Genomic DNA, 11,319 nt, shown 5'->3' on the forward strand with positions numbered 1-11,319 from the left:
ATGTTTCGTGCGGTGGAGGCGATGTCGCGGGCACACGCACTCGCCGCAGCGGCCGCAGCCCGGGGATTGACCGCCGAACAGCTGCAGCGGTTCACCAGCGAGGTCGGCTACTACCGCATCGCGCTGGATCACTTGACAGCGCAGCTTTCCGGCCCGCAGCGAGATCGGCTGCGTGCGTTGACCGACAGCCACGACTGGCACACGACCATCGCGGCCGAGGACGCATTGATCGCTGCCGCGCCCGGAACCAGCACCGCCGGCGACGCCACCTCGGAAGCAGCCGCACACGTAACATCCGGACTACTCGAGCTCTGGCGGGCGCAGAACGCGGCCGCCGGAAAGTCGGCGCAAGACGCCGGCGACCGAATCTCGCACGGCTCGATCCTCGCCGCTTTCGCCGCGGTCGCCATCGCGGTGATCGCGGTCTCGGCCGCGCTCGTCGCCGCCGACCGGCTGGCACGCCGGCTGGTGCGCCTGCGCACCGACACCACCGACCTGGCCGAACGCCGCCTGCCCGCCCTCATGAGCCGGCTACGACGCGGCGAGCAGGTGCAGATCGACCAGGAGGTCGTCCGCCTCGATCCGGGCGCCGACGAGATCGGGGACGTGGCCGCCGCCTTCAACCAGGCACAGTTCGCTGCCGTGTCGGCCGCAGCCGCGGAGGCCGCGACTCGCAACGGTGTCCGGGCTGTGTTCGTCAACATCGCCCATCGGAGCCAGCTGGTGGTACACCGCCAACTCGAGGTGCTCGACCGAGCGGAACGTGAGGCCGATGATCCGAACTACCTGCAGACCCTGTTCGCACTGGACCACCTCGCGACCCGCGCCCGACGCAATGCCGAGAACCTGATCATTCTCGGCGGGGAACGACCCGCGCGGCGCTGGCGTAATCCGGTGTCGCTGTTCGACATCGTGCGCAGCGCCGCGGCCGAAACCACCGACTACCAGCGCATGGACCTCACCCGGCTGCCCGATGTGCGAGTCGCCGGCCATGTAGTCGCCGACGTCGTTCATCTGCTGGCGGAACTGATGGACAACGCCACCGCGTTCTCCCCACCACAGTCGCGGGTCCGCGTCGACGGCCGTGCCGTCGATGGCGGGGTGCGCCTCTCGGTGAGCGACCAAGGGCTCGGCATGGAGCCCGCAGCGCTGGCGCAAAGCAACGAACTCCTCGCGGCGGCACCGGATTTCGGCATCGCCGCACTCACCGGCGATTTCCGCCTCGGCCTGTTCGTGGTGGCCGCCCTCGCCGGGCAGCACGGACTGGCGGTGCGGCTGACCGAATCCGAGTACGGCGGTATCAGCGCGGTCGTATCCATCCCCGCGACGCTGTTGTCCCCGGCCGAGGCCGCCGATTAGGCGAAGAGCTGCGGGCTCTCAGGCCAGCACCGCATTCGTTCCGGTCATCAAGGAGCCCTCGGCCGGCCCCGACCATCCGCAGGGCGATTCACAGGTGGCGACGACTCGGCTGTCCATACTGCCGTCGACGTACCTGGTCGCGATGATTGCCCCTCGCGCGGCGTACCCACAGTCCGGGCACTTGCCGAAGTAGTTGAGTATCTCGTGAACGCGCGCGCTGCTCACCGCGATCGGCATCGTGTCCCTCCTCTGCTCACCCTCACCCATCGAGTACCGACCCCTCGTCCTGGGACCCCAGGCGCACGGCAGCGGCGCGGCGAGCCGACAGGCGTTGTGCCACACCGCGGTCCAACAGGTCGCTCACCTGTCCGACCGGGTCGCGGTGGTCCACGCATCCGGCCGGGGCGATGAGACACAGATACTCAGTAGGTGTCGTCCATTCCCGATTCATCCCCACCGCCAGGTGTCCAGTGGCATCAAAGCGCTGGACCGCGGATCGGGTTCGGGCGCCAACTGTTTGAATGCGGAGCGATGAAACAGCAGCGGAGGCCGCACAGACTGCACCTCCGCCTCGATCACCCGGCCGATCACGATGGTGTGGTCACCACCGTCGACCTCACGCTCGAGTGCGCACGTCAGCGACGCGATCGCGCCCTCCAGCCTGGGTGCGCCGTTCGATGCGGGGTGCCAGGTGATTCCGGCGAATTTGTCGGCGCCGCTCATCGCGAACTGCCGGCACAGTCCCTGCTGGTCGGCCGCGAGGATATTCACACAGAACTGTCCGGATTCCCGGATGTGCGGCCAGGTCGAGGAGGTGCGGGCCGGGCAGAAACAGATCAGCGGCGGATCCAGCGACAGCGACGAGAACGACTGGCAACTGAATCCGACGGGGCCGTCGGCGGATATCGCCGTGATCACGGTGACCCCGCTGCAGAAGTGGCCCAGCACCGCCTTGTAGTCCGAGGCCGCGAGGCCGCCGTTTTCCGATGCGCGGGCCATCACTGCTCCTCCTGTCCGGCTTCGGCCATATCCAGCGCGGCCAGATGTGAAAACACCATCGAGGCGCCGATGGGATTGCCCCCGCCCGGATAGACGGTGCCGCTCACCGCTGCCATGGAGTTGCCCGCCGCATACAGTCCGGCGATCACGTCGCCGGCGCGGTCCAGGACCCGGCCGGCGGCATCGGTGCGCAGGCCGCCCTTCGTGCCCAGATCCGACAGGCCGAATGCCGCCGCGCAATACGGCGCCTGCTCGATGGGGACCAGCGGATTCGGACTGCCCGGCACGGAGGTGTCGTACGGCTCGCTTCCACGTCCGAAGTCCTCGTCGATACCAGCCGCGGCGAAGCCGTTGAAGCGCTCGACCGTAGCGATGAGATCGGCTGCCGGTACTCCTATCAACCGGGCCAGCTCTTCCAGGGTGTCGGCGGTGTGCCACAGACCGGCATCCAGGTAAGCTTGCCGCTTGGCCAACGGGATACCGGTGAACAGCACCGGCGGCTGCAGCCCTGCTCGGGAATCGTAGATCATCCAGTAGGGCAACGTGATTCGATCGTCGCCGATGGCCGCCAGCACATCGCGACCCAACCGGTCGTAGGGCGCGGACTCGTTGGTGAAGCGCCGGCCGTGCCGGTCGACGAGAATGCCTCCGGTGAACCACAGCGAGAAGGTCGAACTGCCGTCAGGATGGGTGAGTCCCGGCGACCACCAGGCTTGCGACATCAGGTCGGTGTCTGCGCCGATCGCGATGGCCGCCTCGATCGCCGCGCCCCGGTTTCCCGGCGGCCCCATCGAGTCTCGGGCCTGTCCCGGCACGCCGAAGGTGGTGCGCATCGCCGCGTTCCGTTCGAAGCCGCCCGCGGCGATGAGCACGCCTCGCGTCGCCCGAATGCGGCGAGTCCCCTGAGCGGTGGCCACGACGGCGCCGGCTACTTTGCCGCCCAGCCGTACCAGTTCACGGCACCGGGCACGCAGCATCAGTTCGGCGTCGGTGCGCTCGCGCAACGCCAGCAGCAGTCGGCCGATCAATGCCTGACCCCCGATCAATTCCTCGGGCAGGGGTTCGATGCCCCGGTCGGAACCCAGGGGCGGGCGCAGAGCAGGGCGCAACTCGCCCAGCCGCTCGGCGGGCAGGGGTTGCGGAATGATGTGTCGTCCACCCGCACGGGCATGCGGCGCCTTTCCGAAATAGTCCGGCCACGGGAGGACCTGGAATCGCAGCGCCTCATCCTGCTCGAGGTATTCAACCAGTGGGGCACCGGCGGTCACGAAGGCGCGCTGCAGTGATGCGGGCGTGCGATCGCCGACGACGGCGGCGAAATAGGCGAGTGCGTCATCGATCGTGTCGTCATCGCCGGCTCGGCGCAGCACCGGATTGCCGGGAAACCACATACCGCCGCCGGAGTAAGCGGTCGTTCCGCCGAAGTATTCGGTCGCCTCGACCACGACGACCCGCAGACCTTCCCGGGCGGCGGTGTAAGCGCCGGTCAGAGCGCCACCGCCGGAGCCGACCACCAGCACGTCGCAGTCGAGATCCCATTCGACCACCGAATCCACCCAGCCCATCCGACTTCCTTCCGCAGCGGTATGGCGGCGATCGTAGGTCCGGTGTCCGGCGGGTACGGCCCGGCTTCCCGATGAGCGAAACACATTTCCGAGGACAAATCCCATCCAGTGGTATTTGTCCGATCACGTCCGGGATCGACGGTGTTACAACGGTTTACGTCGTGGGAGCGGTCCGCGACCGCGGACATTCAGCCTGCTTCCACACAGACAGGTTGGAGGACGGTCGAGATGACAACGGTGCACGACGAGGTACGCCGGATCGAAGCCGAAGCCGCGCCGAAGCGGTTCGCACGAGGCTGGCACTGCCTGGGGTTGAGCAAAGATTTCGCCGACGGCAGACCGCATTCGATTCAGGCGTTCGGAACGAAGCTGGTCGTCTTCCGCGGCGAGGACGGGAAACTGAACATCCTCGACGCCTACTGCCGGCACATGGGCGGTGATTTGTCCGACGGCGAGATCAAGGGTAATGAGATCGCTTGTCCGTTCCACGATTGGCGGTGGGGCGGGGACGGCCGCTGCAAACAGATCCCCTATGCCCGGCGGGTGCCGCCGCTGGCACGTACCCGCACCTGGACCACCCTCGAGCAGGACGGGATGCTGTTCGTCTGGAACGACCCCGAGGGCAACCCGCCGCCGGCCGAGGTCACGATTCCGCGGATAGAAGGCGCCGGCAGCGATTCCTGGACCGACTGGCACTGGTACACCACGGTCGTCCATACCAACTGCCGCGAGATCGTCGACAACGTCGTGGATATGGCCCACTTCTTCTATATCCACGGCTCGCTGCCGACCTACTTCAAAAACGTCTTCGAAGGGCATATCGCCACCCAGTACTTCAAGAGTGGCCCGCGGGCGGATCTTCCGGGGCCTGAGGGACAGCCCGCCTTGCTGGGTACGACATCTGTGGCGTCGTATTACGGTCCCTCCTTCATGATCGACGACCTCGTCTATCACTACGAGAACGGCGACTACAAGACGGTTCTGCTCAACTGCCACTACCCGATCGACGAGAATTCGTTCGTACTGCAGTACGGAATCATCGTCGAGAAGTCCGAGGGGCTGCCCGAGGACGAGGCCATCGCGACCGCGGTGGCGCTGGGCGATTGGGTGAAGATCGGATTCGAGCAGGATGTGGCGATCTGGAAGCGTAAGGCGCGCATCGACAATCCGCTGCTGTGCGAGGAGGACGGCCCGGTATATCAGCTGCGGCGCTGGTACCAGCAGTTCTACGTCGACGCCGCCGAGGTGGCCCCGGAAATGGTCGACCGATTCGAATTCGAACTCGATACCACCCGGCCGCTCGAGGCGTGGCAGCGGGAGGTCCAGGCGAATCTCGCTCGCGGTGCCGAATCCGCCGGAGCACCCTCATGACGCTCCCGATGGACGAGCGGCTGCGCGCGACCCCGATGCGGCCGGTGCACTGCGCCCAGTGCGGCGCCCGCGTGCTGGCACGCAAGAGCAGCTGGGCACAAACCAGCATCCAGTGGGATGCCGCGTCCGCTGCGGCCTGCGTGGAACGCCACACCGCCGAAGCGCTGTCGGGCAAGCCGCTACCGCACTGCTCGCAATTGCGTGAATCCATCTGGGCGGCAGCACGATCCGGTGAACTACCGGTGCTCGACGAAGCGCCGCCGGACTAGGAGCGCTCAGGATACGAATCCGGGCACCGTCACGACGACCAACGGTGCCCGGATTCGGTGTGCATGCCAGTCACAACAGCGCAAGCGCCGAAGGTTCTCAGTACATGCCCGCATCGATCGGCACGCCGAACTCGCCCCGGCCGTACATCGCGAGCGCTCGTTCCACATCGTTGATGACGTGCACGGTGCCGGCGTGTGCGTCACGCCAGTGCCGCTCGATCGGGTTGCCGCGCTTGATCGAATGACCGCCGGAGTTTTCGAACAGGATCTCGATCGCCCGCAGCGCCCGCTCGGTGCCGAGCACCTGATCGCGCCGGGCCCGCAGACGGATGCGCTCCGGAATCTTCTCCCCCGCCTCGACGTAGCGCATCTGCTCGGCCACATTGTGGTCGAGGGTCAATTCCGCCGCCTCGATCTCGCCTGCCGCGCGCGCGACACGCACATGCGCGAACGGGTCCTCGGCGACCTTCTGCCCGCCGTAGGACAGACGAACGCGTTCCTTCATCCGCTCCACGTGCGCGGTGTAAGCGCCCTGCGCCGCGCCGACGATCGCGTTGGTGATCGCATAGGAGAAGACCATGCCGAAAGGCAGGGTGTAGATCGGCGACGTGTTGACGGCCTGGCCGGGGCCGACCAGCCGATCCTGCTCCAGCGAACTGTAGGCGCGATAGGCAGGGACGAACGCGTCGTCGATGACGATGTCGTTGCTGCCGGTGCCGGACAGGCCGATCACGTCCCAGACATCCTCGACGGTGTAGTCGGACCGCGGGACCAGTGCGGTCAGATATTCCGGGGGCCCACCTGCTCCGTGAAAACACAACGTGCCCAGCAGCACCCACTGACAATGGTCACTGCCGGAGGAGAAACTCCAGCGCCCCGACAGCCGGTACCCGCCTTCAACTTCGACGAGTTCGCCGGTCGGCGCGTAGGACGACGATACCAACGCATCCGGAGCGGCCTTCCACACGTCGTCCTGGGCTCGCTCCTCGAACAGTGAAATCTGCCAGGGGTGTACGCCCAGCACCGACGCGACCCAGCCGGTCGACGGACAGGCGCCGGCGATGGCGCGCACGGATTCGTAGAGTTCGGCCGGATTGTGCTCGAGACCGCCATAACGCTTGGGCTGCAACAGACGGAAGACTCCGGCGTCGGCGAGTTCGGCGATGGATTCTGCGGGAACACGACGCTGCCGATCCGCTTCCTCGGCACGTGCCCGAATGCCCGGCAGCAGTGCGCGCACCCGGCTCAGCACGTCGTTACTCATATCGTTCTCCTGATCTCAGGCGTTCCCCACCGGAGCGGACACCCCGTCGTGTGTTCCCGAGGGCCGCACGCGCCCTGCTCGTGCCGTCGCGTTCTCTCGTCTCGGTGCCGACGACGGTAGAACCGGCCATCGGCTTCGCAGCTACGAAATCTCAACCAGCGGGATAGAAATCGCGGTCCGATGGCAACCCGCCGCAAAACAGCTCGCCGGGGGCCACGGCATTCGGTGGTCCCCGGCGAGGTGAACGGTGGGCGGCTAGGCCGACTCGGTCGTCTCCCCTGCGGCGTGGCGCGCGGCGATGTATCCGAAGACCAGGCCTTGGCCGATCGTCGCCCCGGCGCCGGGGTAGCTGGCGCCGAAGGCGTTCGCGGCGGTGTTGCCGATCGCGTACAGCCCTTCGATCACACCGCCGTCTTCACGCAGCACGCGCGCGTCCCGGTCGGCGACCACACCGCCGCACGTGCCCAGATCGCTGAGAATCATCTTGACCGCGTAGTACGGGGCTTTCCGCAGCGGTGCCAGATTCGGGTTCGGCGTCACGGTGGGATCGCCGTAGTAGCGGTCGTAGGCGCTCGCTCCACGCGCGAACTCCGGATCTGTTCCGCTCTCGGCGTAGCGGTTCATATTCTGGAACGTCTCGGTGAACGCGTCCTCGGGGACCCCGATGGCCCGTGCCAACGCGGCGGGATCGTCGGCGCGATGGGCGATACCGGCCTCGAACCAGGCCTGCGGCAGGGGCTGACGCGGAAAGTACTGCCCCGCAAGGATGTAGTTGTTGCGGTAGCGCTGATCGAATACCAGCCACATCTGTTCGGCCGGATCTCCTCGCCGCTCCCGCGCCAGCAGCGCCTGCCCGAACGACATGTAGTCCATCGCCTCGTTCACGAAGCGCCGGCCGGTCTGGTCGACGACGAACGAGCCCGGCAGCGAACGTTCGGCGAGCATGACCAGCGGCGCGGCGCCGGGCAGTGGCGCGAACGCGGGGAACCACCATGCCTGATCCATCAGGGCGGTCCCGGCACCGAGTTCTTGGGCCGCGGTGATGGCGTCACCGGTGTTGCCCTCGGATCCCAGACTGGCGTCGTCGTCGAGCCGCGGCGACTGGAATTTGTGCCGTGCGGCCATATCGTGATCGAAGCCTCCGGCGGCCAGCACCACCCCTCGACGCGCCGTCACCGTGACCTCACGGTCACCTTGGCGCACCACCGCGCCGGCGACGCGGTCACCCTCACGGATCAGCCGGACCAGGCTGGTCTCGGTCCACACGGGAATGCCCGCCCGTAGTACGCCCGCGAACAGACCCGCTGCCAAGGCCTGTCCCCCGGCCAGATATTCGCGCCCGACCACCATGCCGCCGATACCGAGGGCCGCCCGCCGCAGAATGCGCGAGAACGCCTTGATCGGTTTGCGCGCAACAAGATTCATCCACTTGTAGTCCGCGCCGGTGACCGGCATCGGCACCGGTGCCTCCATGACGCCGGGGCGCAGGCGCGGACGCTGCTCACCCAGGATCGAGGCATCGAACGGGCGGCATTCACACGTCCGGCCCTCCGCCCGGCCGCCGGGTTCCTCCGGGTGGTAGTCCGAATAGCCCTTCGCCCAGAAGAATCGCATCGGCGTGGTCCGCTCGAGCATCTCGACCGCCGCGGCACCCGCATCGAGGAACGCCTGTCCACGCTCGGCCGGTGCGGTATCACCGACGACCGAGCGCAAATATGCGCGTGCCTCGGCCAGATCAGGGTCCGAATCGGGGAGGCTGGGGTTGCCCGGAATCCAGAACGCACCACCGGACCGCGCGGTCGAACCACCCACATACGCGGTCTTCTCGACGATCACACTCGACAGCCCCTGTTCGTGGGCCGCCAGCGCCGCGGCCATACCGGTGCCGGAACCGACGACCAGTAGGTCGACGGTCACCTCGTGGGCGGTCGTGAGCGGGGGCATCGGCTTCTTCGCCATGGTTCGGAACTCCACTCTCAGGGGTGGGACGGATTGCCCCAACCTAGATTCACGCGAACGGCAGTCGACGGTGGTCTTCCATTCAGTGGGAGAGCGCGCGAATTCCGCTGAGCGGAAACGGCTTCTGCCGCACCGGCCGGTGCCCGGTTAGCGTCCGGACATGAGTAATACGTGGAGCAGAGAAGAACTGGAATCGGCGTTTCAGACCTGGCATGCGACGGTCACCCGCGCGGCCTCGGGCACGGGCAGCTGGCGCGAATTCGTCGACCTGTTCACTCCCGACGCCGAATATCACGAGCAAATGGTCGGAGTTCTGAAAGGACCCGACGCCATCTGGGCCTGGGCCGAGCCGACCCTCGCGCAGTTTCCGGGCTCCGCGATGACCTCGTTTCCCGAGTATTGGCATCTGATCGACGATGTCAACGGCGTGATCGTGGTGAAGCTGAACAATCTGATGCGCGATCCGGGTGACGGCTCGCAGATGGGCGCCGACAACATCAGCATTCTGACCTACGCCGGAAACGGAAAGTTCTCCAAAGAGGAAGATATCTACGATCCCGCCGAATTCGTCCGGCTAGTTCCCGAGTGGTGCCGGCGTGCCATGGAGCTCGGCACTCTCAGCGAGGCCGAGCTGGCATGGTGCAAACAGGCGCTGCCCGCAGCAGAATCGGACTCCGTCCAGTAAGCGCTCAGGCCGGGTGCGCCCGCGTAGTCGCGGCCTCACCCGGCGCGCGTTTCTCAGTGCAGGCGCGGGATATCGTCACCGGTCGGCAGCTGAATTCTGGATTCCGGCAGGGCGTGTTCGCGCACCGCACGGTCGATCCGGCGCCGCAGGACATCGCAGCCGCGTTCCTGATGCCCCACACCCCGGCCCTGGGCCGCGATCACCGGGCACCGCCCGGCCTCACCGGTCCACTGAACCGACGTGTGGGCCGCACTGAACTTCTCGATCAGCACGCGCTGGCCGCACTGCTCACAGTCGAGTGGACGCATGGTCATCGCGCGGCCACTTGCGGTGTGGCCAGTACGCAGTGCGTGTCGTAGAAGATCGTCGGCATGCACTTGTTGCAGTGGATGCACAACGACTTCCTGTCGTGATCCTCGCGGATCCGGTTGATCAGATCCGGCTCGCGCAGCAGGGCGCGAGCCATCGCGACGAATTCGAACCCCTCGGCCATCGCGGTGTCCATAGCGGCCTTGTCCGTGATGCCGCCCAGCAACACGAGCGGCATCGACACGTTCGCCCGGATCTGGCGCGCCGCGTCGAGCATGAACAGATCTTCGTACGGATAGTCGTGCAGGAAGAATTTGCCCGCGACCTTCACGCCGAACCGCATGAGGGGCGACATGACCGCGGCGAATTCGTTCAGCGGCGCCTCGCCTTTGAACAGATACATCGGATTCAGCAGCGAGCTGCCGATGGTGAGTTCGATGGCGTCCAAGCTACCGTCGGCTTCCAGCCACTGCGCGACCTGGATCGCCTCGTCGAGCCAGAACCCGCCCGGCACGCCGTCGTCCATGTTCAGTTTGGCCAGTACCGCGATCCGGTCGCCGGCGGCTTCGCGCACCTCGGCGGCGACCTCGCGAACGAGGCGGGCGCGATTGCGCAGGGAGCCGCCGTAGGAATCCTTGCGCCGGTTCAGGGCCGGACTCAGGAACGAACTCGCGAAATAGTTGTGCCCGAAGTGGATTTCGACGGCGTCGAATCCCGATTCGATCGCCAGCCGGGTCGCGGTGCCGTGGGCGGTGCGGATCCGGGCGATATCGGCGAGTGTCGCGGCATGGGTGACCTGCGGGCCCATCGGGCTGATGCGCCGCGACGCGGACAACGCCGGGTAGCCGTTCGATTTGGCGCTCGCCACCGGCCCGGCGTGACCGATCTGGGCCGACGCCGCCGCCCCCTCGGCATGGACGGCGTCGGTGAGCCGGCGCAGGCCGGGCACCGCCTCGTCGCGCATCCAGATCTGATCGGCCTCGGTACGCCCTTCCGGCGCCACCGCGCAATAGGCGACCGTCGTCATCCCGACTCCCCCTGCGGCGACCTGCCGGTGGAAGTCGATGAGCTGATCGCTGACCAGCGCACCCGGGGCCATGTGCTCGAAGGTCGCGGATTTGATGGTGCGGTTGCGCAGCGTCACCGGGCCCAGCCGAGCCGGGGCGAGAACGTCGGGAATCGGATCGGGAATCGGATTCAGCGTCACGACAGCGCCTTTCGATGCGGCAGGAAGGTCAGATCCTCGGGGTGCGGAGTGCGCAGCATGGTCCAGTAGTCGACCAGCCGCCACGGGCACGGCACGACCGCGCGGCCCGCGGAATTGCGGTAGTACCCGTTGACCTGCGCACCGGGATGCACCCACACGGTCTCGTCGAGCGCCTCGTCGACGCGCTCGTTGTACTCGTCCTGCGCCCGCTGGTCGACGTCCATCGCGGCATGATCGTTCTCGAGCAGGTACTGCAGGCACTCGATGATGTAGTGGACCTGCTCCTCACCGGTGATGTTGTGTCCCGCACCGTGATTGGGCGCGGAGTTCGG

Annotated in this window: 11 protein-coding genes and 1 pseudogene; 4 read left to right on the forward strand and 8 right to left on the reverse strand. The window is 66.9% G+C overall.

Annotated features, from left to right (window positions below):
- The coding region (locus ON23_RS13795) for a sensor histidine kinase (protein WP_051042674.1) at positions 1–1,359 on the forward strand (1,359 nt) is incomplete at its 5' end.
- Positions 1,360–1,377: 18 nt separating this feature from the next.
- On the opposite strand, the gene ON23_RS13800 is transcribed toward ON23_RS13795, so the two are convergent.
- From ON23_RS13800 to ON23_RS13810, 3 genes are all read right to left on the reverse strand, one after another.
- The gene (locus ON23_RS13800; RefSeq protein ID WP_143860589.1) at positions 1,378–1,596 is read right to left on the reverse strand and encodes a hypothetical protein; all 219 of its coding nucleotides are present in this window, start codon (positions 1,594–1,596) and stop codon (positions 1,378–1,380) included.
- Between the two features lie 210 nt (positions 1,597–1,806).
- Complete coding sequence (locus ON23_RS13805; protein ID WP_051042675.1) at positions 1,807–2,358, reverse strand: flavin reductase family protein; 552 nt, start codon at positions 2,356–2,358, stop codon at positions 1,807–1,809.
- A complete protein-coding gene (locus ON23_RS13810) occupies positions 2,358–3,923 on the reverse strand; it encodes an FAD-binding protein (protein ID WP_210743226.1) in 1,566 nt (521 codons plus the stop codon). The genes ON23_RS13805 and ON23_RS13810 overlap by 1 nt, the downstream gene beginning before the upstream one ends.
- 228 nt (positions 3,924–4,151) lie before the next feature.
- Here ON23_RS13810 and ON23_RS13815 point away from each other — a divergent pair, with 228 nt between their 5' ends.
- Together ON23_RS13815 and ON23_RS13820 are read left to right on the forward strand one after the other, a co-directional pair.
- A complete protein-coding gene (locus ON23_RS13815) occupies positions 4,152–5,294 on the forward strand; it encodes a 3-ketosteroid-9-alpha-monooxygenase, oxygenase component (protein ID WP_039778604.1) in 1,143 nt (380 codons plus the stop codon).
- The gene (locus tag ON23_RS13820; protein ID WP_039778605.1) at positions 5,291–5,563 is read left to right on the forward strand and encodes a hypothetical protein; all 273 of its coding nucleotides are present in this window, start codon (positions 5,291–5,293) and stop codon (positions 5,561–5,563) included. The genes ON23_RS13815 and ON23_RS13820 overlap by 4 nt, the downstream gene beginning before the upstream one ends.
- A gap of 97 nt (positions 5,564–5,660) precedes the next feature.
- Here the strand turns inward: ON23_RS13820 and hsaA are convergent, their stop codons facing one another.
- On the reverse strand, positions 5,661–6,827 hold the full coding sequence (gene hsaA, locus ON23_RS13825) for a 3-hydroxy-9,10-secoandrosta-1,3,5(10)-triene-9,17-dione monooxygenase oxygenase subunit (protein WP_039778607.1): 1,167 nt from the start codon (positions 6,825–6,827) through the stop codon (positions 5,661–5,663).
- 255 nt (positions 6,828–7,082) lie between these two features.
- On the reverse strand, positions 7,083–8,786 hold the full coding sequence (locus tag ON23_RS13830; RefSeq protein ID WP_039778608.1) for a 3-ketosteroid-delta-1-dehydrogenase: 1,704 nt from the start codon (positions 8,784–8,786) through the stop codon (positions 7,083–7,085).
- A 160-nt stretch (positions 8,787–8,946) separates the two neighbouring features.
- Here ON23_RS13830 and ON23_RS13835 point away from each other — a divergent pair, with 160 nt between their 5' ends.
- The gene (locus ON23_RS13835) at positions 8,947–9,471 is read left to right on the forward strand and encodes a nuclear transport factor 2 family protein (protein ID WP_039778609.1); all 525 of its coding nucleotides are present in this window, start codon (positions 8,947–8,949) and stop codon (positions 9,469–9,471) included.
- Positions 9,472–9,524: 53 nt separating this feature from the next.
- Here the strand turns inward: ON23_RS13835 and ON23_RS13840 are convergent, their stop codons facing one another.
- From ON23_RS13840 to ON23_RS13850, 3 genes and pseudogenes are all read right to left on the reverse strand, one after another.
- Positions 9,525–9,785, reverse strand: a complete 261-nt coding sequence (locus ON23_RS13840) for a hypothetical protein (protein ID WP_039778610.1) — start codon at positions 9,783–9,785, stop codon at positions 9,525–9,527.
- A complete protein-coding gene (locus ON23_RS13845; RefSeq protein WP_276326892.1) occupies positions 9,782–10,987 on the reverse strand; it encodes an NADH:flavin oxidoreductase in 1,206 nt (401 codons plus the stop codon). Before ON23_RS13845 ends, ON23_RS13840 begins: the two co-directional genes overlap by 4 nt.
- Positions 10,984–11,319 (reverse strand): annotated as a pseudogene (locus tag ON23_RS13850) (flavin-containing monooxygenase); the annotation flags it as partial. The gene ON23_RS13845 and the pseudogene ON23_RS13850, both read right to left, overlap by 4 nt.

The organism is Nocardia cerradoensis NBRC 101014 (assembly GCF_000308535.1).
Taxonomy (GTDB): Bacteria; Actinomycetota; Actinomycetes; order Mycobacteriales; family Mycobacteriaceae; genus Nocardia; species Nocardia cerradoensis.

Coding starts and splice junctions, on each gene's coding strand:
- ON23_RS13800 (WP_143860589.1), bottom strand. CDS start 1,596: ATGCCGATCGCGGTGAGCAGCGCGCGCGTTCACGAGATACTCAACTAC.
- ON23_RS13805 (WP_051042675.1), bottom strand. CDS start 2,358: ATGGCCCGCGCATCGGAAAACGGCGGCCTCGCGGCCTCGGACTACAAG.
- ON23_RS13810 (WP_210743226.1), bottom strand. CDS start 3,923: ATGGGCTGGGTGGATTCGGTGGTCGAATGGGATCTCGACTGCGACGTG.
- ON23_RS13815 (WP_039778604.1), top strand. CDS start 4,152: ATGACAACGGTGCACGACGAGGTACGCCGGATCGAAGCCGAAGCCGCG.
- ON23_RS13820 (WP_039778605.1), top strand. CDS start 5,291: ATGACGCTCCCGATGGACGAGCGGCTGCGCGCGACCCCGATGCGGCCG.
- hsaA (WP_039778607.1), bottom strand. CDS start 6,827: ATGAGTAACGACGTGCTGAGCCGGGTGCGCGCACTGCTGCCGGGCATT.
- ON23_RS13830 (WP_039778608.1), bottom strand. CDS start 8,786: ATGGCGAAGAAGCCGATGCCCCCGCTCACGACCGCCCACGAGGTGACC.
- ON23_RS13835 (WP_039778609.1), top strand. CDS start 8,947: ATGAGTAATACGTGGAGCAGAGAAGAACTGGAATCGGCGTTTCAGACC.
- ON23_RS13840 (WP_039778610.1), bottom strand. CDS start 9,785: ATGACCATGCGTCCACTCGACTGTGAGCAGTGCGGCCAGCGCGTGCTG.